Consider the following 25509-nt stretch of genomic DNA (forward strand, 5'->3'; position numbering starts at 1 on the left):
GGGCACGCATCCAGGTGGGTGGAGTGTGCGCCCGCCGCACGGGCAGTTCACGCCCTCCCCCTTGATGAGAGGTAGCACCATGTCTGTTCGTCCCGGCAAGCGGTCCAGATCCCTTCTGGCGACCGGCGCCCTGACCGCCGGGCTCCTCGGCGGCGCCCTCGCCACCGCTCCTTCGGCGTCGGCGTGGACGTACCTCGGGCACTGCTCGGGCGGCCAGATGATCAGTTACTCGGCCACCTCCTTCCAGTGGATCAAGGTGCCGGCGGTTCGGTACGACGGGCTCAACAACATGCGCTGCTGGATGGACTACGGCAGCACCGGAAACGGCGTCAAGGTTCTCCAGCTGACCCTCAAGACGTGCTACGGGCGCTCCATCGCGGTGGACGGCGACTTCGGGCCGGCCACGCGCGATGCCCTCAAGTACGCCCAGAAGTACGAGGGGATCAGCGTTGACGGGCAGTACGGCGAGCAGACCTTCTGGAATCTGAAGTGGGCGAGGTACAAGCCGGACGGGACACGCAACGGCTGTGCCTACAACACCCTTTAGCCACTTGCCCCTGAGGAGGAGAAGGCACCGTCCGTGCATGACCACGACGACCCCGCCTGGGGGCCGCTTCCCGTCCGTCCAACCGCCCTGTGCTGGCTCCTGCTCCTCCCTCTGACCCTGGTGTTCCTGCCGGTGTGGTGGGTGGTCTGGATCTTCCTCGCCGTCTGTCTCTACTTCGTGGCGCCGGTGGCCGAGCTGATCGTCTACATGGTGCCGCGGGCCGAGAACGGTGCGACACGGATGCTGGACGCCACGCTGGGCCGGGTGCCGTTCCTCCCGCTCTGGTGCGTGACCCCGGTGGCTCTGGCGCGGGAGGGCGACACGGCGTACTACCGGGCGCGCGTGGACCGGCGCATCGAGAAACAGACGCGGCGGGTGGAGACCTCCCGGCACCGCCGCGAGTACCACCGCGACCTGGAACTCGGAGCGCACTACTTCCGGGGCGCCGGCGCGGGTTACGTCCTGCGCGTCGCCTCGGAGCAGGGCTGGAACCTCCATCCGGTGCTGCGCTCACACCCCCGGCGACTGCTCCGGCTGCGCCACAACGGTCGACCGCGGCCGGACTTCGGGAACTGACCGGTCCCTGACGGTCTTAGGGAGCTTTCAAGGAGACGACACTGAAAAGAGGCACCCTGCGGTGGCCGACGGTGATCCTCGCGTGCGTGCTGGGCCTGCCCGCGTTGACCGGCTGCGCCATCGACAAAGGCACGGCGCTCGCCGGGGAATTCGAAGAAAGCTGGGCCGGTACGCCGGACGTGGCGAAAATCCACACCACCAAGAACAACACCCTGCCCTTCAAGGGAACGTCCACCGGCACGCTGATCCTGGAGGACGGTACTTCGGCCGACCGCGTGACCGGGCTGGTGGGCGAGATGAGGAAGTACGTCGCCCGCCACGACAAGACCACCGGCCGGATCGAGGCGGACGGCATCACCTTCACCGTCGTCGCGGACGAAAGACGTACGGGAGAGGTCCTGGCGCTGTGGCGGTCGCTGACGGCCGACGACCGGGTGACGAAGGCCGACATCGATGACCAGCCCTGGAAAGAGGCAACCGACCGCTGGCGCATCGAGGTCACCGCGGTCGATGCCACCGGCGCGTTGGCCGTGTTCAAGGACATCTACGCCGAGGGCGACCGGCACCGGCCGCTCTCCGGTGTGATGGTCCTGAGGGTCAGAGGAGGGCTCTTCGTCGAGAGCGACTTCAACGACCGGTTCCCCGCCGAGGCGATCGCCGCGTACGAGGCGGTGCTCGCCCGGTATCCGGTCGTCGGCGCGACTTTGCGACGCGATGCCGTGTCCGGCTCTGCGGTCAGCATCGTCGTGGCGGAGGGCGCGGATCGGGACCGTGCCCGCGAACTCGCCAGGAGGGCGGCGCCGAACCTCGGTACCGCCGTCGAGGTGACCAGCGACAGCGGCGACTGATCGCCGACCGGATCGAATTCGGCAGGCACGCACCACCCCGCTTTCACTTTCCCGCCGCATCATTCGCACCGCATTCCGTCCTGCAAGAAGTCGGGCAACCCGCCCGACAATCGAAAGGTGAAGAGGAATTGATGAACATCCGTAGTGGACGCGCAAAGTCGGCCGCAGCCGCGGGAGCCCTTCTGGTCGGCCTCCTCGGTGGCGCTCTCGCCGGCGCGCCGTCCGCGGCCGCGGCCACCTCGCCCTGCAGCTACGGGGCCAACATATACAACAAGGTCACTAACCCCACCTCTTACAAGTACATCCCCTACTCCACCATCGATGGGTCCAATTGCTGGCTGGACCGGGGGATGAGCAACACGGCGGTCCGCGCCCTTCAGAAGAACCTCAACTCCTGTTACGGATACAACCTGGTGACGGACGGGGACTTCGGCCCCCTCACCGAGTCGGCGCTCATCACCGTTCAGAAGAAGGTGGGTGTCACGGCGGACGGCGATTACGGCCCCAAGACGCGGAGTTCGATGGTGTGGGGGAACTACAGCGTGGAAACCGGGGCGCGGATCAGCTGTAACTGAGGCACATCAGAAGAGATTCAGTCGATCACGCAGTCCTGAATCTCTGTCTCATCAACCACAAACAGGGGGACGAAATGCAGCACACGGGGTACAGCACGAGGATCGCGAGCGCGGCGGCACTGGGCGCGCTGACGATGCTTCTTGCCACCGGATGCTCCTTCAGCGCCGGCAACGCGGAGAAGAAGGACGAAGCGACGGCCGGCGAGAGCGCAGCCACCGTCGAGGAACAGCCGACGCCCAAGGAGGAGCCGACGGCCGAGGAGCAGCCGACCGCCGAGGAACAGCCGGTCGGTGACGCTCCCTCGAAGCCCTCGAACACGGGCGTCAGCGAGGACGGGGCCGTCCACAAGGCCCGAGTCGCACAGACCATCTCCGACAAGCTCGCCGCCGACACCGGCAAGCGTCCCGACAGGGTCACCTGCCCTCAGCACCTCCCGGCCCGGGTCGGAGCCACGATCAACTGCGAACTCACGGCCGGCGGCAACACCTACGACGTCACCGTCACGGCCACCTCGGTCAACGGCAACCAGGTCCATTACAACTACAAAGTCGACAGCACTCCCAAGTGAACACCGGGCGCCGTCTGCGGTGGCGGGGATACGGACCGGGCCGTGACGAGTACGGCCGTCAGGGCGCAGCCCAGTGCGGTCAGGACGCGGTGCATGCCGATCGACTCCCCGTTCCGTCAGCTGCCGCCCATGCCGCCCTGCGCGGCAATCATGGTCGTCGGCAGGGCGCGTACCGCCTTCTCCAGGCCGGGCGCGAGGGCGGCGAGGCACCCCGTGCAGGCGTCGATACGGGCCCGGAAGGTCTTCTGGTCCTGTCGTGTGACGACCGAGTGGATCCCGCCCGCCGCGGCCAGCGCCAGCAGCGCGGCATCGGCGACGGGAACCTCCCGCACGGGTCCGTCCGCGTGCAGCACCGCGCTGACGCGAGTGCGCAGAGCGGCGGGCACGGCGCGGTCCGTCACGGTCAGCCGCCGTGTGCCGAAGGGCGTACGGGGCACTTTCACACCGAGCAGACCCGCCGCGACCAGCCGGTCCTCCACCTGGGTCAGGATCTGCTTGCGGTGGCGGCGTACGAGGTGCTTCCAGCCGTGCCCGCCCGCGGCGTCACGCAGAACGCCGTCCAGGACCGGGTCGCCGGTCGGCTCGGTGCCTGACACGGTCACCGTGCCGCCGTTCTCGACCAGCCGTCCGCGCGCGGCGAGGTCGATCAGGGCGGCGGCGCGCACCAGCAGCTGGGTGCGGGAACGGTTGTAGGGGCCCTCGGCCGCGTCGTCGTGGGCGAGCAGATACAGGTGGCAGGCCAGGTCGTCGTTCACACCTCGACACTACGACCGCATGACCGGCCGCGGATCGGCCGTGGGGAGGGACCGGCACTGGGAGCACAGGAGGATCGCGGCCGGGTCTCCTCCCTGAGGAGGAGACGACGCGGTCAGAGGTGGCGCGGCTGTACGAGTCCGTGGTCATAGGCGGCGACGACGGCCTGGACGCGGTCCCGCAGGCCCAGTTTGCGCAGCACCGCGGTGACATGGTTCTTGACGGTGGCCTCCGACACGCGCAGCCGCCCGGCGATCTCCGCGTTCGACAGCGCCTGCCCGATCAGCGTGAGCACCTCCCGCTCCCGGCCGGACAGCTCCAGCAGGGAGGGCGGCGGCGCCTGGTCGGGCGTCGTCCGTAGGAACCGGTCGAGGACACGGCTCAGCACGGCCGGCGCCAGCAGCGCGTCGCCGCGCGCGGTGAGCCGGATCGCGTCGACGAGTTCACCGGGGCGCATGTCCTTCAGCAGGAAGCCGCTCGCCCCGGCCCGCAGCGCGGCGACCACGTGCGCGTCCACGTCCCAGGTGGTCAGCACGAGCACCCGGGCCCGACTGCCGCACTCGGCGATCCGCCGGGTCGCCTCGATACCGTCCACGCCGGGCATGCGTACGTCCATCAGCACCACGTCGGGCTCCAGTTCCCGCGTCAGCCGCACCGCTTCCCCGCCGTCGGACGCCTCACCGACCACCGTGAGATCGTCCCGCGCGTCGATGATCATGCGGAATCCCGTACGGACCAGGGCCTGGTCGTCGGCCACCACCACGCGAAGCGTCATGACGCACGCTCCATGGGCAGCCGTGCCGCGACCTCGAACCCGCCCCCGGGCAGCGCTCCGGCGCGCAGGCTGCCGCCCACCAGATGCGCGCGTTCCGTCATCCCCACCAGACCGCGCCCCGCGCCCGCACCCGCACCCGCACCCGCCACGACCGGTCCGCCCTGGGTCGTACGTCCCCGTCCCTGTGCGGTACGACCCCTGCCCTGGGCCGTGCCTCCCCTGCCCTGGGGCGTACGTCCGTTGTCGACCACCGTGACCACCACGCACCCGTCTTCGGCCGTCACGCGCACGTTCACCTCATCGGCGCCGGCCGCGTGACGCAATGTGTTGGTGAGGGCCTCCTGGACGATCCGGTACACCGCCAGATCCACCGTGGCCGGCAGTCCGGCGGTAGCGTCCTCGCGGTGTACGTTCACCGTCATCCCGGTCGCGCGCACCGTGTCCGCCAGCTCGTCCAGGCGCGCGAGCGAGGGTCCCGGCTCCCGCTGCTCCCCCGCCCCGTCGTCGCCTGCCCCGTCCTCCTCGGCATCGGGCCGGAACGCGCGGAGCAGCAGCCGCAGTTCACCCAGCGCCGAGCGGGCGCCCGTCTCGATGGCCCGCAACGCCTGACGCGCCTGTTCGGGCTGCTGGGCGAACACGTCGTCGGCGGCGCCCGCCTGGATGACCATCACCGACAGGGTGTGCGCCACGACGTCGTGCACCTCGCGCGCGATCCGCGCGCGCTCCTCCATCACGACCCGGTGCAACTCCGCCCGCATCCGCGCCTGCTGCGCCCTGCGCCACTGCCCCGCGGTCCACGCCAGGACGACCGCCAGCAGATAGACCGCAAGACCCGCGGGGCCACCCGCCCCGAAGGCCGGCGGCGCCGCAAGGAACATGGCCGCGAGCGCTCCGGCCGCCACCCGCCGTGGTCCGGTGGCCGACACCACGCACAACGCGACCTGCGCGGCGAGAAGCGCCCCCGTCAAGGTCACCGCCGGCAGCAGTGCCCACACCCCCAGCCCGGTCACCGCGACCGCTGCCAGCACGATCACCGGGGCGCGGCCCAGCCACCTCAGTGCACAGACCTGCACGAAAACCAGGACCGACGCCACGGGCAGTCGCCAGCCGTGGTCCACACCCTCGACGACCACGGAGGTACCCAACACTCCGAGCACCAGGAACGCCGACCCCCACCACAGCGCGCGAGCCGCACGGGACGACAGCCCGGCCCGTGCTCCCCCGGCGAACACGCCCTCCGGCACCCTGCTGCTGCGGTCCACACCGCGAGCCTATCCAGCGGGCGGGGCTCCGGAGCGCTCCCCCGGGGCGAACTGGAAGGTTCGCCGGTTCGGATGCCTCACAGGTGGTTCATGTAGAAGCCGGCGAGTCGTTCGACGGCAGCGTCGACGTACACGGGCTCGTCGTACATCTCGTAGTGGCCGGCGCCGTCGATCACCATGAGGTCGACGGGGTTGGGGGCCAGCTTCCACAGCTGCATGCCGGTGTCGTACGAGCCGGTGTTGCCGATGCGTCCGCCGAGGACGACCTGCAGCGGCTGGGTCATGAGCTGGTCGGCCAAGTGGAACGCGTCGTAGCCGAGCAGGAGGGAGTCGCTGCGCGAGAGGCGTCGATTGGTGGAGTGTTCGTTACCGCCGCGCTCGGTGCGGTAGTAGGTGATGGCCTGAGTGGTGTCGATGTCGGTCAGGCCCGCCGTTGTGGCGTCCTCAAGGGTGTCGGGCAGCCAGTTCACACGGGTCGTTTCGCCGGAGCGGGCCTCCTCGACACGTTCGTCCGCGAGGGCGTCGAGTGCCGCGGCCGGGCCGTCGGGCTGGAAGCCGCGGAACGAGGTGCCCATGTTGCCGGGGACGACCGTGCCGACCGCCTTGATGCGGTGGTCCGTACGGGCGGTGTGCACGGCGTATCCCCCGCCCGCGCAGATGCCGAGGACGCCGATGCGCCGCGGGGCGATGCCGGGGGTCGTGGTGAGCAGGTCGATGGCGTAGGAGATGTCCTCGCCTCGGCGGTAGGGGTCTTCGAGGTCGCGGGGCTCGCCTCCGCTCTGGCCCTGATGGGCAGGATCGAAGACGAGCGCCGCGATGCCGCGGGCGGCGAGACGGGAGGCGTAGTTGGCGCCGATCTGCTCCTTCACGCTGCTGCCCGGGGTGGAGAGCACCACGGCGCGCAACGGTGCGCTGCCGTCGGCGTCGTCGGGCAGATGGAGATCGGCGGCGAGCTCGATGGGACCGCGCGGGATCGTGAGGTGCTGAAGCATGCGTGGCTTCCTTCCTGAGGTCGTCGTTCCGTAGGGGCTCAGCACAGAACAACAACTGGTACAGTTTGGAACTAATACGAAACGGTACCACCTCGGACGGAGGCCACCATGTCGGTCGACGGGGCGCAGCTGTGGACGCTGAACCAGCGGCTGCTGGGCGTCGTGCTGGACGCCTGCGCGCGGGACCTGGCCGAGCTCGGGTTGGAGACGAAGGAGTTCTTCGTCCTGGCCGAGGTGGAGGCGTCGCCGTACCCGGCGGAGATCGCGACCGCGCTGCTGCTGCCCAAGGCGAGCGTGACGGTCTACGTCCGCAACCTCGTCGCCAAGGGCTTTGTCAGCCGTGGGATCGACGAGGCGGACTTGAGGCGTCATCGGCTCGCGCTGACCGCCGAGGGCACGCAAGCACGCGATCGGGCACTTGCGGCCCTCGCGGCGGAGTACGACCGCAGGTTGGCGAGGGTCACCCCCCAGGACCGCGTCGAGCTGCAACGCATCCTCAAGGCGATGCTCGCCCCGTCCACGTCGGACGGCGTACGCGAGTGAGTTGCACGTCCGAAGCTCTGCCGCACGCCCGGATTCCGAGCAGCCGGGAGCAGAACATCACAGGCTCCCCGGGGGGCCAGGGGGCCGGGCTCGTACCCACGCGCGTGATTGCGGATACGAGCCCGGCCGTGCCGCAGGCCTGCTCACCGGGATCAACCATCAACCATCAACGAACCGGAGAGCCCGGTCAGGCTTCAGGTCACGACAGCAGGCCGGCCAGGGCGGCGTGGTCGTGGTAGTCGCGCGACCACACGACCCGACCGTCGCGGACGCAGAACACGGCGATGTTGTGCGTGGTCACCGTTGTGCCGTCCGTCGTCCGGGTGACGGTGTTGTCCCACTCCCCCACGACGACCTGCGGGTCGGTGGTCTCGTGCACCTCGATGTTCTGCGGCGACAGCGTGATCGGGGCCGCGCCGAACACGGCGAAGTGCTGCTCGATCTCGGGCCGGCCCGTCAGCACCACCTCGGCCGGCTTGGCGAACGGCTGCCGCACCACCGCGTCGTCGGCGTACAGACCGGCCGCCGTCGTCAGGTCCCGGTCGGCGAGCGACTTCAGCAGAAGCTCGAACACCTCACGGGGATCACGGACCGCGTTGTCGGGCATGATTGCCTCCAGAAGTCAGAATCGGAGTGACCACTCCGGTAAAAACGTTACGGAGTGACCACTCCGCTTGTCAAGGAAGGGTTCTCGTGTCTCCCCGAGCCGACGCCGCACGCAATCGATCCGCCGTACTCCAAGCCGCCGACGATGTGTTCGTCGAGCACGGGGTCACCGCGTCGACGGAGGAGATCGCCCGGCGGGCCGGACTCGGAATCGGCACCGTCTTCCGCCACTTCCCGACGAAGGAAGCCCTGCTCAAGGCGGTGTACGAGCAGCGCCTCGAACGCCTCGCCGCCCGCGCCTCGACCGTCGGGACGGGCAATGAGCCGCTCACCTGGTTTCGGGAGTTCTTCACCGACATGGCCACCACGTCGGCCGAGAAGCTGATCCTCGCCGATGCCCTGAGCGATCTGCGGATGGACGCCGACCCCGAGGTCACGGCCCGGCTGCGCTCGGCCGTCGGCGCCCTGCTCCAGCGCGCTCAAGCCGCCGGAGCCGTACGCGAGGACGTGTCGTTCGACGATCTGATCGCCCTGCTGATCGCGGCCGGCCGGGCCGCCCAGGCCACCGCGGACGCACGGACCCGCGCCCGCCTGATCGACGTCATCCTGGACGGCCTGGAGCCGCGCGGGTAGCCCGGACCACTAACTCCTCCAGCGGTCTGCGAGCGGTCTGAACTCGCCGCACTCTCGGGCGACGCTGCGAACCGGCTCGGACCGTACGCCTACGCCCCCCGCCCCGCACGGGCGGTCGCCCCGACGCCGCGATGCCGCCGGAGGAGGATCAGTGCAGGTGGCCAGCCGGATAGGGTCGCTCTCATGCGCCTCGCTCTCTTCGACCTGGACGGCACCCTCGTCGACCGCACGGCCGCCTTCGCGGACGCCATAGCCACCCTCACCCACGACCACGGCTACGGACCTGACATCGAGCACTGGCTGCTCACCGAACTCGCCGACCGGGCCGAGCGCGGCGACTTCGACCGCCTTGCCGCCACCTTCCGGCTCAGCGAGCCGGCCGACCATCTGTGGCGCGTGTACGTCGACCGCATGACGGCCGCCATTACCTGCCGCCCCGCCGTCCTCGCGAGTCTGACCCGGCTCAAGGACGCCGGCTGGAGCATCGGCGTCGCCACCAACGGCGCCAGCGACATCCAGCGAGCCAAGATCCGTGCCACCGGCCTCGCCGAGCTGATCGACGGCATCGCCGCCTCCGGCGACATCGACGTCCGCAAACCCGATCCGCGGCTCTTCGAACTCGCCGCGGCGCGATGCGGCACCCAGCTCACCCCCGGGGACTGGATGACCGGCGACGACCCGCAGACCGACATCGCCGGCGGCTTCAACGCGGGCCTGCGCGCGATCTGGGTACGCGGGAGGCCCTGGCCCGACGGCCTCGCCACACCCCACCACACCGTCGACGACGTGACCGACGCCGTCGACCACCTCCTCACCCACTCCGCGGAGTAGCCCGAGCCGGACGCGGCTCGCCCGCCGGGACACGGACAGCACGGAGTACTCAGGTACCGGTGCGCTCCCAGCCCCGGCGCGGCGGCCTGGTGCCGAGGTCGGTGTCGCGGCTGCGGTAGACGATGTAGGGGCGGGTCAGATAGCCGAGCGGTGCGGTGAGCATGTGGACCAGCCGGGTGAAGGGCCAGGCCGCGAACAGCAACAGCGCGCTGAGCGCGTGCAGTTGGAAGAGCACGGGCGCGTCCGTCATCAGCGCCGGGTCGGGCTGGAGGTAGAAGAGCGAGCGGAACCACGGGGAGATGGTCTCGCGGTAGTCGTAGCCGCCGCCCACGACATTCGCGGCCACGGTCGCGGCCAGGCCCAGCACGATCGTCGCGGTCAGTGAGACGTACATGGCCTTGTCGTTGCGGGTGGTGGCGGAGAAGACCGGGCCGACCGTGCGACGCCGGTAGATCAGGACGGCCAGGCCGGCGAGGGTGGCGAACCCGGCGATCGTGCCGAGGACGACCGCGCCCACGTGGTAGGCGTGTTCGCTCACCCCGACCGTCTCGGTCCAGCTCTTGGGGACGAGCAGGCCCCCGATGTGGCCGAGCAGTACGACGAGGATGCCGAAGTGGAACAGCGGGCTGCCGATGCGCAGCAGGCGTCCCTCGTGCAGCTGGGAGGAGCGGGTGGTCCAGCCGAACTTGTCGTAGCGGTAGCGCCAGATGTGGCCGAGGACGAAGACGGCGAGACACACGTACGGCAGGACGGTCCACAGCAGGACGCCGCCGTTGCCGGTCCCGGCCGCCGCGGTGAAGGGCTGCGAGGGCGCGGTCATCGGGGACCTCCTACGACGGGGTCGGGCAGGAACACGGGGGACGGGGACGCGTAGGGATCGAGGCCGACCTGTTCCTCGGGCGGGCCCTGCGCGGCGAGGCGCGTCACCGCTTCCCGATCGTCGCCGGCCAGGGTCGGCAGGGTGGCCGAGACGGCGTCCAGGACGTGGGCCCAGGGTGAGCCTTCGTCGTGCAGCGCCAGCCGGAGCAGTTCCAGGCCGGCCCGGTGGCCGGTGAGCAGACGCAGGCCCGTGGCCGGTTCGGCGGCGGCGAACTCCAGGACCACGGCGAGGTGGTCGGGCAGTTCGTCGTCGGCCAGACGCCACCCGGCCGCCGTGTACGTCTGTTTCAGCGTGAGCAGGGCGACTCCGCGTCGGCGGGTGTCGCCGTGGCCGTAGTAGGTGAGGTAGGGGCAGCAGCGCTTGCGGTGGTCGAAGGTGGCGACGTAGGCGGCTGCGAGGTCGGCGGGGGCGGTCCGCTCGGCGTGTGCGGTGAACCGGGACAGGGGGCCGGCGACGTGCTCCGGCAGGGTGTCGGCGACCCGGGCGGTCAGCGCAAGGTACTGCTCGAACCGCTCGTCCGGGTAGGCGAGCAGCAGCGACTGCGCCTGCCAGGCACGGGGGTGCCAGGACTCGCTGTGCGCGGGCTTGTTCTTCATGGCCTCCCTCCCTGCCGCTCTCCGGGATCGGACCGTTTGCGCGGGAACAGGCCGGGCGGGGCACCTTTTCCGTCCCAGTCGAGGAGGTTCACGCGCGTGGCCTTGTCGGCGGGGGCGGCCACGGTGTCCGCCGTCTGTCGTTCCCGCAGGGCGTGGAAGGTGTCCACCGCGATCGGTGCGGGTCCGCCGGAGGACTCACCGAAGGGGCCCGAGGCTCCCATGCCGGGCCCGCCCTCGTAGTCGAGGCTGCACTCGGTGGCCAGCTCTTCGAGCCGGTGCGCCTGTTCGGCGTGGGCGGACGGGATGACGTACCGCTCGTCGTACTTGGCCAGGGCGAGCAGCCGGTACATGTCGTAGACCTGTTCGCCGGTCATGCCGACCGACGCGGGGACGGCCTCGTCCGGTTCACGGCCGAGGTTGATGTCGCGCATGTACGCGCGCATGGCGGCCAGCCGGCGCAGGACCGCGTCGACGGGGGCGGGGTCGCCCGCGGTGAACAGCTGGGCCAGGTAGTCGACGGGGATGCGCAGGGCGTCGACGGCGGCGAAGAGGTTGCGGTGGTCCTCGGCGTCGCGGCCCGTGTCGCGGACGGCGTCGACCACCGGGGACAGGGGCGGGATGTACCAGACCATGGGCAGCGTCCGGTACTCGGGATGCAGCGGGAGGGCGACCTCGTAGGTGTTGATCAGGGCGTACACCGGAGAGCGCCGGGCGGCGTCGAGCCAGTCCCGCGGGATGCCGGCCCGCTCGGCCGCGGCGCCGACGGCCGGGTCGCACGGGTCGAGGAACACCTCGCGCTGGGCCTCGTACAGGGCGGTGTCGTCGGGGGTGGAAGCGGCCTCCAGGACCCGGTCGGCGTCGTAGAGGACGAGGCCGAGGTAGCGCAGACGTCCGACGCAGGTCTCCGAACAGACGGTGGGCAGACCGACCTCGACGCGGGGGAAGCAGAAGGTGCACTTCTCGGCTTTGCCGGTCCGGTGGTTGAAGTACACCTTCTTGTACGGGCATCCCGTCACGCACATCCGCCAGCCGCGGCACCTGTCCTGGTCGACCAGGACGATGCCGTCCTCCTCCCGCTTGTAGATGGCGCCGGACGGACAGGACGCCGAGCAGGAGGGGTTGAGGCAGTGCTCGCAGATCCTGGGGAGGTAGAACATGAAGGTCTGCTCGAACTCGAACCTGATCCGCTCGGAGACCTGGTTCAGCAGGACGTCCTTCTCGCCGGTCGCGGCGGACCCGCCGAGGTCGTCGTCCCAGTTCGCCGACCAGGAGATCTTCATGTCCTTCCCGGTGACGAGGGAGGTGGGGCGGGCGACCGGGGTGTGTTCCTGGAGTGGGGCGTTGATGAGGGTCTCGTAGTCGTACGTCCAGGGTTCGTAGTAGTCGTCGAGGGCGGGCAGCCTCGGGTTGGAGAAGATCTGGATCAGCTTCCTGAACCGGCCGCCGGCCTTCAGCCCGAGCCTGCCGCGCCTGTTCAGTTCCCAGCCGCCCCGCCAGGTCTCCTGGTCCTCGTAGCGGCGCGGGTAGCCCTGGCCGGGCCGGGTCTCGACGTTGTTGAACCAGACGTACTCGACGCCGCCGCGGTTGGTCCAGGCCTGCTTGCAGGTGACCGAGCAGGTGTGGCAGCCGATGCACTTGTCGAGGTTCATCACCATCGCCATCTGGGCCATGACGCGCATCAGTACGTCACCTCCTGGTTCGTGCGGCGGCGCACGACGGTGATCTCGTCGCGCTGGTTGCCGGTCGGGCCCAGGTAGTTGAAGGCGTACGTGAGCTGGGCGTAGCCGCCGATGAGGTGACTGGGCTTGATCAGCAGGCGGGTCAGGGAGTTGTGGATGCCCCCGCGCCGGCCGGTGGTCTCGGTGCGGGGCACGTCGATCAGGCGGTCCTGGGCGTGGTGCATGTAGACGGTGCCCTCCGGCATACGGTGCGAGACGACCGCGCGGGCGGCGACCACACCGTTGCGGTTGACGGCCTCCACCCAGTCGTTGTCGTGCACGCCGATCTTCGCGGCGTCCTCCTGGCTCATCCAGATCGTCGGGCCGCCGCGTGACAGGGAGAGCATGAACAGGTTGTCCTGGTACTCGGAGTGGATGGACCACTTGTTGTGCGGGGTCAGATAGCGGACCGTCAGGCCGAGTTCACCGTTCTCGCCGTTTTCGCCGACGCGGGGTTCGCCGAACAGCGCGTGCATGTTCAACGGCGGCCGGTAGACGGGCAGTTGTTCACCGATCGCGGTGATCCAGTCGTGGTCGAGATAGAAGTGCTGACGGCCGGTGAGGGTGTGCCAGGGTTTGAGGCGCTCGACGTTGACGGTGAACGGCGAGTAGCGGCGTCCGCCCGTCTCCGATCCGGACCACTCCGGAGAGGTGATGACCGGGACGGGGGCCGCCTGCGTGTCGGCGAAGGTGATCCGCTTGCCCTCGTGCTCGGCGGCCAGGTCCGCCAGCCGCGTGCCGGTGCGGGCCTCCAGGGTCTTGAATCCCTGGGTGGCGAGGTGCCCGTTGGTGGTGCCGGACAGGGCGAGGATCGCCTCGCAGGCGTGCACGTCCCGGGTGAGGGAGGGCCGTCCGTCGGCCACTCCGCCGCGTACGGTGCCGTTCTTGTGCCGCAGGTGGTCGAGTTCGCGGCCGACCTCGAAGGTGACGCCCTTGGTGGTGGCGCCGAGGGTGTCGAGGAGGGGGCCGAGCGCGCCCATCTTCTGGGCCACAGCGCCGTAGTCGCGCTCGACGGTGACGAGTTTCGGCATGGTGCGTCCGGGCACCGGGTCGCACTCCCCCGCCTTCCAGTCCCGGACCGTTCCGTGCGGATTGGCCAGTTCGTCGGGGGTGTCGTGCAGCAGCGGCGCGGCGATCACGTCCTTGCGGACGCCCAGGTGTGCGGCCGCCTGGCGGCTGAACTCCTGGGCGAGGGTGTGGAAGGCGTCCCAGTCGGTGCGGGTCTGCCAGGGCGGGGCGATCGCCGGGTTGAAGGCGTGCACGAAGGGATGCATGTCCGTACTGGACAGGTCGTGCTTCTCGTACCAGGTGGCGGCGGGCAGGACGACGTCGGAGAAGACGGTCGTGCTGGTCATCCGGAAGTCCAGGGTCAGCAGCAGGTCGAGCTTGCCGGCCGGGGCCTCGTCCCGCCACACGACGTCTCTGGGCCGTGCCCCGGGCGGCGCCTCGGCGGCGCGCACGGAGGAGTCGGTGCCGAGCAGGTGCTTGAGGAAGTACTCGTTGCCCTTGGCGGACGAGCCGAGCGGATTGGCCCGCCACACGGTCAGTACCCGGGGGAAGTTCTCCGGCGCGTCCGGGTCCTCGCCGGCGAACCGCAGCCGCCCCGAGGTGAGTTCGTCCACGATGTGCTCGGCGACGGGACGGCCAGCGGCGTCGGCCTGGTCGGCCAGGTCCAGCGGGTTCCGGTCGAAGGTCGGGTACGAGGGCATCCAGCCCATCCGCGCCGACTGGGCGATCACGTCGGCCGTGGTCCTGCCCGCGAACGGGCCGCCGCGTCCCGGTGCCGCGAGGGTGTCGGCGGAGAACGGGTCGTAGCGGAACTGGTCGCTGTGCAGATACCAGTAGGCGCTCTGGATCATCAGCCGGGCCGGGCGGTTCCAGTCGGCGGCGGTCGCGATCGCCGAGTGGCCGGTGACGGGCCGCACCTTCTCCTGACCGACGTAGTGGGCCCAGCCGCCGCCGTTGACTCCTTGGCAGCCGGTGAGTGTGGTCAGGGTCAGGAACGCCCGGTAGATGGTGTCGGAGTGGAACCAGTGGTTGGTGCCCGCCCCCATGACGATCATCGAACGGCCGCCGGACTCCTCGGCGTTGGCGGCGAACTCCCGGGCGATACGGGCCGCCCGTGCGGCGTCCACCCCGGTGATCGCAGCCTGCCACGCGGGGGTGCAGGGCTCGTCGGTGTCGTCGTACGAGGACGGCCACCGGCCGGGCAGGCCGGCACGGCCCACCCCGTACTGGGCCAGCAGCAGGTCGTACACCGTGGTCACCCGGTGTCCGGCGACCCGGCGGACCGGCACACCGCGCCGCAGTCGTCCCGCGCTGCCGTCGGGTGCGTCGAAGCGGGGCAGCAGGACCTCGACCGGGGTCTCGCGGCCGCCCTGCGCGGACAGCAGCGGGTCGGTGTCGCCGAGGTCCAGGTTCCACCGGCCGGCCCCCTCCTCGCCGTAGCGGTCGCCGAGCGTGCCGTTCGGCACCACCGGCCGTCCCGTCGCCGCGTCCAGCAGGACGGTCCGGAACTGCGCGTGCTCGGCTTTCGCGTGCTCGTCGCCGAGGTCGGCGGCGGTCAGGAACTTCCCTGGCGTGTACGTGCCGGGCTCGTCCCGCGACTCGTCCAGGAGGACCAGGAACGGCAGGTCCGTGTACCGCTTGACGTAACCGGTGAAGTACGGCGTCGGCCGGTCGGCGAAGAACTCCTTGAGGATCACGTGGCCCATGGCCATCGCGAGGGCGCCGTCGGTGCCGGGCCTGGCAGGCAGCCACTCGTCGGCGAACTTCACGTTGTCCGCGTAGTCGGGAGCGACGGCGACGACCTTCTGTCCGCGGTAGCGGGCCTCGGCCATCCAGTGCGTGTCCGGGGTGCGCGTCACCGGCAGGTTGGAACCCCACATGATCAGGTACCCGGCGTCCCACCAGTCCCCCGACTCGGGCACGTCGGTCTGGTCGCCGAACATCTGCGGCGACGCCACCGGCAGGTCGGCGTACCAGTCGTAGAAGGACAGCATCGCCCCGCCGAGCAGCGAGTAGAAGCGGGCTCCGGCCGCGTGGGAGACCATCGACATCGCGGGGATGGGCGAGAACCCGGCGAGCCGGTCCGGGCCGTACTCCTTGATCGTGTGCACATGCGCGGCGGCGACCATCTCGGTCGCCTCCGCCCAGGTCGCCCGTACCAGGCCGCCCTTTCCGCGGGCCGCCTTGTAGCGGCGGGAGCGCTCGGGATCGGAGACGACGTCGGCCCAGGCGGCGACCGGATCGCCGCCCGACCGGGTCTTTGCCTCCCTGTACATCTGCAGCAGGACACCGCGTACATAGGGGTAGCGCACCCGGGTGGGTGAGTACGTGTACCAGGAGAACGCCGCTCCGCGCGGGCAGCCCCGCGGTTCGTACTCGGGGCGGTCCGGACCCACCGAGGGGTAGTCGGTCTGCTGGGCCTCCCAGGTGATGATGCCGTCCTTGACGTACACCTTCCACGAGCACGAGCCGGTGCAGTTCACTCCGTGCGTGGAACGCACCACCTTGTCGTGCGACCAGCGGTCGCGGTAGAACGCGTCCGCCCGGCGGCCGCCCTCGCGGTGCAGGGTGCGCAGGTCCTCGGAGACCTCCGCCCTGGTGAAGAAGCGGCGGCTGCGCACCAGTGCCTCCGCCAGCGCGCCGTCCAGGCCCGTCGCAGTCTGTTCCCGGCTGGTCCTCCTGCTCACCGTGCCACTCCGCTCCGGGCACCGCGGCCCGTTCGAATCGTGATCGGTTCCGGCCGGACAGGAGTGCACGACCGCTGTCCCTGGAAGGTCGGTGACCGCACCGCGGCCACCTGGGCGGGTCAGCCGCCCTCGGCGGCAGGTGCTCCGGCGGGGCGCCCGCCCGCGGGCGCCCTGCCCCGGTCGCCCGCGGTGGCCGCACGCACGGTGGTGAGGGTGAAAGCCAGCGCCGCGGCGGCCACGACCGCGAGCAGGACGAGACCGGCCGCGTACGACTCGTAGGCGCCGTAGAGCGAGCCCATCACCAGCGGCGGCAGGAAGCCGCCCAGACCGCCCGCGGCACCGACCACTCCGGTGACCGAGCCGACCTGGTCGGCCGGGGTCAGCAGGGCGACCAGGGCGAAGGTGGCCCCGCTGCCCGCGCCGAGCGCCGCCGCCATGGACAGGAAGGCGATCGTGCCCACCGGCGCCAACGCCGGGGTGAACGACTGGGTCACCGCTCCGGCGACGACCACGGCGAGCGAGCCCGCCAGCACGCGGGCGGGGCCCAGCCGGTCGGAGAGCCAGCCGCCGACCGGGCGCATCGCCACCGCCAGCAGCACGAACCCCGCCATCCGGTTAGCGGCGTCCGCCTGCGTCAGGCCGTAGCCGGTCCTGAGGTACGTGGGCAGGTACACCGAGAAGGCCACGTAGCCGCCGAACGCGACCGCGTACAGCGCGGCCGCCTGCCAGGTGACGGGCAGCCGCATGGCGGCGGCCAGTCGGCGGGCCGCCGGCCCGACCGGCACGGTGCGGCCCGGGGCGTCACGCAGGAGCAGCGCCGCGGTCATGGCGTACGCCCCGAGGACGGCGGCCGTGATCAGGAAGGGGGTGGCCATCTCACCGGCGTCGACCAGCTTCACCGTGGTCAGCGCGCTGATGGCGGTGCCACCCATGCCGGCGCCGAAGACCCCGAGGGCGAGACCCCGCCGCGCGGGCGGGAACCAGGCGTTGACGAACGGCACTCCGACGGCGAAGGCCGTGCCGCCGATGCCGAGGAAGAATCCGCCGACCAGCAGGGCGGTGAGGGAGGAGTGCCCGGCCAGACCGAGGTAGAGGACCGGTACGACGGTGGCGGCCGACACGATCGGGAACATCACCCGCCCGCCGAAGCGGTCCGTGAGCGCGCCGACCGGGATCCGGCCCAGCGAACCGACGACGACCGGCACCGCCACCAGGAGCGACTGCTCGAACGACGAGAGGCCGAGGCCGTCCTTGAAGCGGGGGCCGAGCGGGCTGAGCAGCGCCCACGCCCAGAAGTTGACGGCGAAGCCGGCCGTGGCCAGGGCCAGCATCAGCCAGGCCCGGCCGGACACCGGCCCGGCCGACGGATGACCGCCCGACAGCGGACCGGCCGAGGGCGAACCGGTCGACGGCAGACCGCCTGACGGCGAACCGACCGACGGCGGACCGGTGTCCGTAGGACCACCACTCTTCGGCTTCGGCTGCCGGGCCATGGTGTCCGTCCCTTCCCTCACGCGGGGGTACCGGTGGTGGTACCGAGCCAGGGGATCGTGCGCGGTCGCCGGCCCCGCACCACGGAGCGGCTTCCGGGCACCACTTTTCACATCGGCCCGCAGCCGGGACATGGGCCATGAGTCCCTGGCGACGGGCGGATGGTCCCGGCCCCGGCCTCAACCGCCCCTCCGGGCGCGCCCGTCCACCGCCGCCGACACACGGGCGCGAGATCACCCGAGGTTCGAGGACGGGTGCTGCGCCGCGTCAGTCGAGCGCGTCAGTCGAGCGCATGGCCGCGGCCCGTCCGCAGGATCTCGTCGGAGAGCTCGGGCTCGACGTGGCGTACGGCCCGGGCGAGCATCATCGCGCCGACCATCTCGCTGAGCAGGCGCATGGCTCTGTGACGGGCCTCGCCCGGGTCGAGTTGGTGACCCTGCTCCTCGGCCTCGCGCACGAACTCGGCGGCGAAGCCGGTGAGATAGCCCTCGACCCCTTCGGCGTAGGCGCTCTGCACGCCCTCGCTGTGCCGTCCGGCGTCGGTGACCAGGGAGGCGGAAGGGCAGCCGCCGTCCGGGGCGTCACGGTGCGCCGTGGACAGATATCCGGCCACGACCCGCTCCAGCGGAGTGACGCCCTGGTCCGGGCCGTCCTGCACCGTCCGGGCCAGGCTTCCGAGCGAGGCGGCGAAGGAGGCCCCGCACACCTCCACGACCAGGTCGTCCTTGGAGGCGAAGTGGTTGTAGAAGCCGCCGTGGGTGAGTCCGGCTTCCTTCATCAGCTCGGCGATGCCGACCGCGTCGATGCCCTGCGAGCGGAACATGCGGCCCGCCGCTTCGAGGATGTTCTGCCGGTTGCGGGCCTTGTCCTCCTTGGTGATCCGCGGCATGGCCGTCCTCTCGCGTCGCTGTCGACTTGACCTTTTCAATGACGCCTCTCATCATAACAAGAGTTTCAATGATGCACATCATCAAAACTCATGGAACGGGAGCGTCATGCGTGCCATCACCTATGACCAGCACGGAGAAGCCGCGCAGGTCCTACGCCTGAGCGAGCAGCCATCCCCTGTCGCGCCCGCGGCCGGACAGGTTCGGGTACGGGTGCTGTCCCGGCCCGTCCACCCCGGCGATCTGGCGGGGGTGCAGGGCTTTCCGGGCGCGTCGCAGCAGCCGTTCGCCACGCCGCGGATTCCCGGCCTGGAGGGCATGGGCGTCGTCGAGACCGTCGGCGAGGGTGTGCGGGACCTGCGGCCCGGTCAGCGGGTCGCGTTCTTCCCGGTGCCCGGCGCGTGGAGCGAACTCGTCACGGCTCCGGCCGATCTGGTGGTGCCGGTACCCGAAGGCGTCAGCGACGACACCGCGGCCCTGATGCTGGTCAACCCGCTCACCCTGCTCATGCTGCTGCGGGCCGTCGAGGACGCCCAGCACGGGCAGGCAGGTCCTGTGGTGCAGACGGCCGCCGGTTCGTCGGTGGGCAGACTGGTCGCCGCGGCAGCGCTCAGGCACGACATCCCGCTGGTCAACCTGGTACGCAGTGCCACGGGTGCGGAAACCTTGCGGCAGCGCTTCCCCACCCTGCCGACCATCTCGACCGCCGACGCGGACTGGCGTTCTCAGGTCCGGGACGCGACCGGCGGCCGGGGCGCCCAGGTCGTACTGGACGCGGTGGGCGGATCACTGACCGGTGAGCTGGCCGGGCTGCTCGACGACGGCGGCACGCTGATCACCTACGGACAACTCGGTTCCGGCAGCACGCCGTTGGAGTCGGTCGCGCTGACAGCGCGGGACCTGACGGTGCGGGGCGTGTCCATCGGCCGGTGGATGACCCGCACACCCGAGGAACGGGCCGAGGACGTCGCCTTCGCCGCCGATCTGGCCGCGTCCGCCCCGGACCTCTTCGAGGTCGCGGCCCGCTACGACCTCGCCGACTTCGCGAAGGCCGTCGACCATGCCCGCCGCCCCGGCAAGAGCGGAACGGTCCTGCTCACCAGCCCTTCATCCTGAACCCCACGAAGGACACCGCCATGAAGATAGGAACCATCGGCTCCGGGACCGTCGCCCAGGCCGTCGCCCGTCATGCCGTGGCCCACGGCCACCAGGTCGTCCTGAGCAACAGCCGCGGCCCCGCCTCGCTGGCCGGTCTCGCCGACGAACTCGGACCGCTCGCCCACGCCGGCACACCGGAGGAGGCCGCCGCGGCGGAGCTCGTACTCCTCGCGGTCGGCTGGCCTCAGATCCCGGACGCGACAGCCGGCCTGCCGGACTTCGGCGGACGCATCGTCATCGACGCCACCAACCAGTTCGCCTCCCTGCCCCCGCACGCGGAGATCGCTGATCTGGGCGAGCTGACCGGCAGCGAACACGTGGCCTCGCTGCTGCCCGGCGCGCGGGTCGTCAAGGCGTTCAACACCCTCTACGGCCAGTACATCGCCGCCGATCCGCGCCACCCGGCCGGACGCCAGGTGCTGTTCCTCGCCGGTGACGACGCCGACGCCAGGACGACCGTCAAGGACCTCACCGCCGAGTTCGGGTTCGCCCCCGTCGATCTCGGCTCCCTGCGCGAGGGCGGACGCCTCATGCAACTCGGCGGCCCGCTCTCCGCGCTCCACGCCCTCAAACAGGACTGATCCGGTCCCCGGCCATCCCTAGTTCTCTTCTTGTCCGCCGCTTGCCACAAGGAAGTCACCCATGACCTCTCAGCCCCTGCTGCAGCCCGTCCGTCTCGGCGCGCTGGAGCTCCCCAACCGCGTCGTCATGGCCCCCATGACCCGCGCCCGCGCCCACAACGCCGAGCTGGCCCCCACCGATCTGCACGCGACCTACTACAGGCAGCGCGCCGGCGCCGGACTGATCGTCACCGAGGGAACCTGGGTCAGCCCGGACGCGATCGGCTACATCAACGTCCCCGGCCTCTACACCGACACCCAGACCGCCGGCTGGGCGAAGGTCACCGAGGCCGTCCACGCGGCGGGCGGGCGGATCGTTTCCCAGCTCGGCCACGTCGGAGCGGCCTCCCACCCCGACCACCTAGACGGCCGCCTGCCCGCCGGACCTTCGGCCGTCAACCCCGGCGAGCAGTCCTACACCGCCTCGGGCCCGAAGGACACCGTCACCCCGCGCGCCTTCACCGCCGCAGAGATCGCCGACACCATCGCCGACTACCGCCAGGCGGCCCAGAACGCCCGCCGCGCCGGTTTCGATGGCGTCGAACTCCACGCCCAGGTCTCCCACTTGATCCCGCAGTTCCTCAACCCCCGTCTCAACCTGCGCACCGACGCCTACGGAGGCAGCGGCGAGAAGCGGGCCCGGTTCCTCCTCGACATCCTCGACGCCGTCGGTGACGTGTGGGGCGGCGACCGCGTCGGCGTGAAGTTGTCCCCGGGCTGGACCAGCGGAGCCGCGTTCACCGGGGACGAGGAGACATTCGCCGAGTACGACCAGCTGCTCAAGAAGCTCAACGACAGCGACCTGGCCTACCTTCACCTCCTGGGCGCCCCCGGCACCATCGAGGAGCGCATCGCCCTCTTCTCCCGCTACCGCGCCCACTATCAGGGCAACATCGTCGCCAACCTCGGCTTCACCCGGGCCCTCGGCAACGAGATCCTGGACCACGGCGTCGTCGACGCGGTGTCCTTCGGTGCCCCCTTCATCGCCAACCCCGACCTGGTCGAGCGCTTCGCGCAGGGCCACCCGCTGGCCGACGACGACCAGGACACCCACTACGCCGGCCGGTCCGAGGGCTACACGGACTACCCCGCTTTCACCGCCGGCTGAGCAAGGAACGGGGCAGAGCGCCGACGCGGCTCATGACGCGCGCTCGCACAGGGCGTCGGCGGCGAGGGCCCGGCGCCCGGCGCGGTCGGAGACCATCGACAGGTACACGGAGGCGGTCCACGTCATGCTGCGGTCGCGCAGGCCGGCTCCCGTCATCGCGTCGAAGTTCTCCGCCATGCCGGCTCCCGCGCAGGTCGCCATGAACCGGGCCTCGATGTCGTCGGCCAGGTCGGGCCGGCCGCTGCGGCGCAGTCCGTCGGCGAGCAGCATCGTCGAAGGGGCCCAGATGGGGCCGCGCCAGTAGCCGTCGGCCTCGTAGTGAGGACTGCCCGGCGGCTCGGTGGCGGGCCCGTGGGGAGTGAGGTAGCCGCCGTCGAGGAGGCGGCGCACGGTCGTGTCGCGTACGGCCGTCGGCAGGAGTTCGCCGAGGATCAGCGGCATGAAGGTGAGCAGACTCCGCGAGTCGATCACTTCGCCGGTCAGGGTGTCCCGTGCGACGAAGCGCTCCCCGGTCCAGAACCGGTCGCACAGCGTCCGCACGGTCGCGCCGGCCCGTCGCGTCCACGCCGCCGCCTCGTCGGGGCGGTCGGTGCGGCGGGCGATCAGCGCGAGCGTCTGCATCTGCAGGGCGAGGTGGGCGAGCAGGTCCGGGCTCTGTACGGGCACACCGACGCCGAAGGTCGTGGCGTTGTCCCATCCTGAGTCGTTGCCGTGGTTGTAGGACGGGATGCCGTCGTCGCCGTACACACGATGTGCGAACCACCACTCGGTCCACCGGCGCAGCGGTTCGTACAGTGCCGCTGTCGCCTCCTCGGTGAGGCCGCCGCGGTCCATGAGGTGGGCGATGGACCAGCCGTGGATCGGTGGTTTGACGAAGTTGCGTTCGACACCGGCGTCGTTGACGTAGTCGGGAAGGCAGCCGTGCTCGTCCTGGTGGTCGAAGACGGCGAAGAGCTGGTCGGCCGCCGCCCTCGGGTCCCGCCACAGGGCCATGGCGTTGAAGCAGTGGTCCCAGCTCCACACGTTGGTCATGCGGTTCTTCGACATGAGCATGGACTCGCGTCGCAGTGCGCCGCCCGGCGGCACGATGGCCGCCCAGGTGACGAACGCGGCCAGCCGGACGGTGTCGCCCATCACCGGGTCGTCGCGTTCGGCGCCGCCGTGCGTGCGGCACCATGCGTCGAAGTCGGCCTGGGCAACGGCGGCGAGGGCGTCCGGGTCGTCGAGGGGGCCGGTGGGCACGGCGCTGCCGTATTCGTCGACGACGATCGTCGCCGTGCCGTCGGGCGCGGCGATCCTCAGCCGGGCCTCCGAGTTGCGGACGCCGTCCCAGCGGGCTTCGAACCGGGCCCGGCCGCCGATGACCCGGATGCGGTAGTTGCGGTTGGCGCCGCTGTCGATGAACCGCCAGGTGTCCTCGTTCTCCTGGAAGACGGCGTCGTACTGCGAGGTGGCCCGGAAGTCGAGGGTGAGGGAGCCCTCCCGGACACGGAGACACGCCCGGCCCGGTCCGTCGAGGACCGCTTCGACCCGGGTGGTGCCGTGCCGGAGGGTCAACTTCCCCGCGGTGGTACGGGACTGGGCCTCGGTGCCGCCGTCCAGGAGGAGCCGGACGATCTCGCGGTGGCGGGCGTCGCCCCGCACGGTACGCAGATAGACGCCGCCGTCCTGCTGGTCGGTGACCCGTGAGACGGCGAAGTAGGAACCACGGCGGCTGAACGGGGTGGTGCCGAGGTCGATGTCGAGCAGACGCGGGGCACTCATGCCTGGCCCTCCGCCCCGGTGGCGGCGGTGCCCGGCAGGGCGACGCGGACCGACTCGCCCGGTCCGAGCACGACCGTACGCGGGGCGGCGGGGCCGCCTGAGCCGGTGCCGCCGGTGCCGCCGAGTGCCGAGAGGTCCAGCTCGAACGAGCGTGCCCGACCGGCGTCGTTGACGAGCTCGAAGCCGTCCTGGTCGATCCGGTAGGTGAGTTCGTAGGCCCGCTGCCCGAGTGTCACGGCGCCGGTGCCGACGACCTGGGGCGCGATGAGCAGGTCCGCGGTGAGTGTCGAACGGACCCCGAGGTACTCGGTGAAGAGGACCCAGGCGTACACGCACGGGTACTCGTAATAGTGCGCGGCACCGTGCCAGTCGGACCCGTCCCTGTAGTGGACGTGGTTCATGTCGTAGCGCTCGCCCATGACGTAGTCGTCCCGGGCGCCCTGCGCGGCGACGGTCTCCAGCTGTTGGCGGAGCATCCCCCCGTTGCGGCGCCACGACCAGAACGCGGCGTCCCAGCACCAGTACCGGCCCGCGGCGCACAGGTCGTAGGGGCCGCCGTCGCCGATCTCGTCGTCGGTGTAGTCCTGTACGCGGGCGGCGAGGAAGGTCGGGAAGCGCTGGAACTCGTCGAGTTCGCGGTCGATCAGGGCGAGGACGTGCTCGGTCTGTGTGCCGTCGGCGTGCCCGAACATCGCCGGCAGGACATTGGCGAGGAGGTGCACGTGATCGTGGACGCGTCCTGAGCGGTCGACCCAGTCGACGAAGCGGCGGGTGGCGTCGTCCCAGTGCCCGGCCGGGAGCGGGGCGCGTACGGCGGCGGCGAGGCGCGCGGCCGACTCGCGGTAGGAGCGGGCCTGCCCGTCGCGTCCGAGGGCGTCCTCCAGTGCGGCGAGGAGTTCGAAGGAGTTCGCGGCGAGCGAGGCGGCCATGGTCTCCCGCCCGTCCTTGATGACCTGGTCCTCGTAGTACACGTCGGACCACAGCCGTCCCTGCCGGTCCATGCAGTCGACGACGCAGGACGCCGCGCCCTCCAGGTCCTCGATGCGCTCGCGCAGCCAGCCGGTGTCCTTCGTGCGGGCGAAGTACAGCCACGCGGACTCCAGCACCTCGACGTTGCCGGTGACGAGGAACATGACGGCGTTCTGGGAGTTGTCGAGGCTGTTCCTGCGTACGTGGTACTCGCGGTCGCCGTCCGGCTGGATGGCACAGGGGTCTCGCCACAGCTGCTGGGGGTCCTCGCGCATCATGCGCAGCTGCAGGTCGAGCATGCGCCGTACGACGTCCTGGTCGGTGCGGCTCCCCCAGGCCATCCGCCCCTTGATCTGGAACTCGTGGTCGACGTCCGGATAGGTGCCGACGTACTTGTCGGCGAGGGTACTGATCACGTAGCCGTCGCGGTCCGGGTACCGGGCCGCGGTGGTGCGCTCGACCACGCAGGGCAGGACGGTGCCCCAGTAGAAGCCCGCGAGGGCGTCGGCGAGGGCGTCACCGCCCGGGAGGTCGAGGGCGAAGCGCGCCCCGTCGACGTCGGCGTGGGGGCGGGCCCGGTGGGCGACGAGGGTGGCCGTGCCGGCGTGGACGGTGAGGGTGCGGCGGTCACCGTCGGTGTGCAGCTCGATCACGCCGTCGGCGACGACGTGCCAGGCGGGCTCGGTCGCGCCGGGGCGTGGGGGAAGCAGCCAGGCCGCGCCGGAGCCCGTCAGACGGACGGGGGACGAGCCGTCGTCCGGCAGAAGGTGCCGTCGCTCGGCGGTGCCGGTGGACCCCACGGTGTCGGCGAGCCCGGCGCTCTGGGCAGGGTCGGTGGTCTGGGCAGGGTCGGTGGTCTGGGCAGGCTGGGCGGTCTCGACGGCGAGCAGCACGCTGGGGCCCGCGGATGCGTCGAAGCGGATCCGGGGCTCCGACCCCCCGGCCGCCGTCACCGACCACGTGCGTTCGTCGACGCGGGTCGGTGTCCCGTCGGTGGGCAGCGCGCGCTCTGGGGTGCTCAGGGGCATCGGTGTCGTGACTTCCTTCATGACGATGGCGTCCCCGCCGCATGCGACGGTGCTGGCGTCAGCCAGTATGCAAATCGCGGTTGGA

General features: G+C 70.9%; 24 protein-coding genes. 11 read left to right on the forward strand and 13 right to left on the reverse strand.

The window, feature by feature from the left end:
• Positions 1–79 precede the first annotated feature (79 nt).
• From J8N05_RS42090 to J8N05_RS42110, 5 genes are all read left to right on the forward strand, one after another.
• Positions 80–547, forward strand: a complete 468-nt coding sequence (locus J8N05_RS42090; protein ID WP_210892638.1) for a peptidoglycan-binding domain-containing protein — start codon at positions 80–82, stop codon at positions 545–547.
• A gap of 33 nt (positions 548–580) precedes the next feature.
• Positions 581–1123: a hypothetical protein gene (locus J8N05_RS42095; protein ID WP_210892640.1), complete on the forward strand. Its 543-nt coding sequence runs from the start codon at positions 581–583 to the stop codon at positions 1121–1123.
• 86 nt (positions 1124–1209) lie between these two features.
• Positions 1210–1971, forward strand: coding sequence for a hypothetical protein (locus tag J8N05_RS42100; protein ID WP_210892642.1), 762 nt, complete (start codon positions 1210–1212; stop codon positions 1969–1971).
• A gap of 131 nt (positions 1972–2102) precedes the next feature.
• A complete protein-coding gene (locus J8N05_RS42105) occupies positions 2103–2546 on the forward strand; it encodes a peptidoglycan-binding domain-containing protein (protein ID WP_210892644.1) in 444 nt (147 codons plus the stop codon).
• A gap of 74 nt (positions 2547–2620) precedes the next feature.
• The gene (locus J8N05_RS42110) at positions 2621–3115 is read left to right on the forward strand and encodes a DUF4333 domain-containing protein (protein WP_210892646.1); all 495 of its coding nucleotides are present in this window, start codon (positions 2621–2623) and stop codon (positions 3113–3115) included.
• A 116-nt stretch (positions 3116–3231) separates the two neighbouring features.
• Here the strand turns inward: J8N05_RS42110 and J8N05_RS42115 are convergent, their stop codons facing one another.
• From J8N05_RS42115 to J8N05_RS42130, 4 genes are all read right to left on the reverse strand, one after another.
• A complete protein-coding gene (locus J8N05_RS42115) occupies positions 3232–3870 on the reverse strand; it encodes a GOLPH3/VPS74 family protein (RefSeq protein WP_210892648.1) in 639 nt (212 codons plus the stop codon).
• 113 nt (positions 3871–3983) lie between these two features.
• The gene (locus J8N05_RS42120) at positions 3984–4643 is read right to left on the reverse strand and encodes a response regulator (protein ID WP_210892650.1); all 660 of its coding nucleotides are present in this window, start codon (positions 4641–4643) and stop codon (positions 3984–3986) included.
• Positions 4640–5905: a sensor histidine kinase gene (locus J8N05_RS42125; RefSeq protein WP_210892652.1), complete on the reverse strand. Its 1266-nt coding sequence runs from the start codon at positions 5903–5905 to the stop codon at positions 4640–4642. The genes J8N05_RS42120 and J8N05_RS42125 overlap by 4 nt, the downstream gene beginning before the upstream one ends.
• Before the next feature lie 77 nt (positions 5906–5982).
• On the reverse strand, positions 5983–6897 hold the full coding sequence (locus J8N05_RS42130) for an alpha/beta hydrolase (RefSeq protein WP_210892654.1): 915 nt from the start codon (positions 6895–6897) through the stop codon (positions 5983–5985).
• 108 nt (positions 6898–7005) lie between these two features.
• On the opposite strand from J8N05_RS42130, the gene J8N05_RS42135 reads away from it, so the two are divergent.
• Positions 7006–7440: a MarR family winged helix-turn-helix transcriptional regulator gene (locus J8N05_RS42135; protein ID WP_210892656.1), complete on the forward strand. Its 435-nt coding sequence runs from the start codon at positions 7006–7008 to the stop codon at positions 7438–7440.
• A gap of 199 nt (positions 7441–7639) precedes the next feature.
• On the opposite strand, the gene J8N05_RS42140 is transcribed toward J8N05_RS42135, so the two are convergent.
• Positions 7640–8047: a nuclear transport factor 2 family protein gene (locus J8N05_RS42140; RefSeq protein ID WP_210892658.1), complete on the reverse strand. Its 408-nt coding sequence runs from the start codon at positions 8045–8047 to the stop codon at positions 7640–7642.
• Between the two features lie 86 nt (positions 8048–8133).
• Between J8N05_RS42140 and J8N05_RS42145 the strand changes: the two genes are divergently transcribed.
• Both J8N05_RS42145 and J8N05_RS42150 read left to right on the forward strand, forming a co-directional pair.
• Positions 8134–8679: a TetR/AcrR family transcriptional regulator gene (locus J8N05_RS42145; protein ID WP_210892660.1), complete on the forward strand. Its 546-nt coding sequence runs from the start codon at positions 8134–8136 to the stop codon at positions 8677–8679.
• A gap of 183 nt (positions 8680–8862) precedes the next feature.
• Positions 8863–9510, forward strand: a complete 648-nt coding sequence (locus J8N05_RS42150; protein ID WP_210892662.1) for an HAD family hydrolase — start codon at positions 8863–8865, stop codon at positions 9508–9510.
• 49 nt (positions 9511–9559) lie between these two features.
• Here the strand turns inward: J8N05_RS42150 and narI are convergent, their stop codons facing one another.
• The 6 genes from narI to J8N05_RS42180 all read right to left on the reverse strand — a co-directional run bounded on the left by narI (position 9560) and on the right by J8N05_RS42180 (position 18779).
• The gene (narI, locus tag J8N05_RS42155; protein WP_210892664.1) at positions 9560–10330 is read right to left on the reverse strand and encodes a respiratory nitrate reductase subunit gamma; all 771 of its coding nucleotides are present in this window, start codon (positions 10328–10330) and stop codon (positions 9560–9562) included.
• Positions 10327–10986: a nitrate reductase molybdenum cofactor assembly chaperone gene (gene narJ / locus J8N05_RS42160; RefSeq protein ID WP_210892666.1), complete on the reverse strand. Its 660-nt coding sequence runs from the start codon at positions 10984–10986 to the stop codon at positions 10327–10329. Before narJ ends, narI begins: the two co-directional genes overlap by 4 nt.
• Complete coding sequence (gene narH / locus J8N05_RS42165; RefSeq protein WP_210892668.1) at positions 10983–12665, reverse strand: nitrate reductase subunit beta; 1683 nt, start codon at positions 12663–12665, stop codon at positions 10983–10985. The genes narJ and narH overlap by 4 nt, the downstream gene beginning before the upstream one ends.
• Positions 12665–16399: a nitrate reductase subunit alpha gene (locus tag J8N05_RS42170; RefSeq protein ID WP_247706908.1), complete on the reverse strand. Its 3735-nt coding sequence runs from the start codon at positions 16397–16399 to the stop codon at positions 12665–12667. Before J8N05_RS42170 ends, narH begins: the two co-directional genes overlap by 1 nt.
• Positions 16400–16518: 119 nt before the next feature.
• Complete coding sequence (locus J8N05_RS42175; RefSeq protein ID WP_210894240.1) at positions 16519–17730, reverse strand: MFS transporter; 1212 nt, start codon at positions 17728–17730, stop codon at positions 16519–16521.
• A gap of 440 nt (positions 17731–18170) precedes the next feature.
• Positions 18171–18779, reverse strand: coding sequence for a TetR/AcrR family transcriptional regulator (locus tag J8N05_RS42180; protein ID WP_210892670.1), 609 nt, complete (start codon positions 18777–18779; stop codon positions 18171–18173).
• Positions 18780–18885: 106 nt separating this feature from the next.
• Here J8N05_RS42180 and J8N05_RS42185 point away from each other — a divergent pair, with 106 nt between their 5' ends.
• The 3 genes from J8N05_RS42185 to J8N05_RS42195 all read left to right on the forward strand — a co-directional run bounded on the left by J8N05_RS42185 (position 18886) and on the right by J8N05_RS42195 (position 21663).
• On the forward strand, positions 18886–19893 hold the full coding sequence (locus J8N05_RS42185; RefSeq protein ID WP_210892671.1) for an alcohol dehydrogenase catalytic domain-containing protein: 1008 nt from the start codon (positions 18886–18888) through the stop codon (positions 19891–19893).
• Positions 19894–19913: 20 nt separating this feature from the next.
• On the forward strand, positions 19914–20516 hold the full coding sequence (locus J8N05_RS42190; RefSeq protein WP_210892673.1) for an NADPH-dependent F420 reductase: 603 nt from the start codon (positions 19914–19916) through the stop codon (positions 20514–20516).
• A gap of 61 nt (positions 20517–20577) precedes the next feature.
• Positions 20578–21663, forward strand: a complete 1086-nt coding sequence (locus J8N05_RS42195; RefSeq protein WP_210892675.1) for an alkene reductase — start codon at positions 20578–20580, stop codon at positions 21661–21663.
• 30 nt (positions 21664–21693) lie between these two features.
• Here the strand turns inward: J8N05_RS42195 and J8N05_RS42200 are convergent, their stop codons facing one another.
• The gene (locus tag J8N05_RS42200; protein WP_210892677.1) at positions 21694–23427 is read right to left on the reverse strand and encodes an amylo-alpha-1,6-glucosidase; all 1734 of its coding nucleotides are present in this window, start codon (positions 23425–23427) and stop codon (positions 21694–21696) included.
• Complete coding sequence (locus J8N05_RS42205; RefSeq protein WP_210892680.1) at positions 23424–25424, reverse strand: hypothetical protein; 2001 nt, start codon at positions 25422–25424, stop codon at positions 23424–23426. Before J8N05_RS42205 ends, J8N05_RS42200 begins: the two co-directional genes overlap by 4 nt.
• Between the last annotated feature and the right edge of the window lie 85 nt (positions 25425–25509).

This window comes from Streptomyces liliiviolaceus (assembly GCF_018070025.1).
In the GTDB taxonomy this organism is placed as follows: domain Bacteria; phylum Actinomycetota; class Actinomycetes; order Streptomycetales; family Streptomycetaceae; genus Streptomyces; species Streptomyces liliiviolaceus.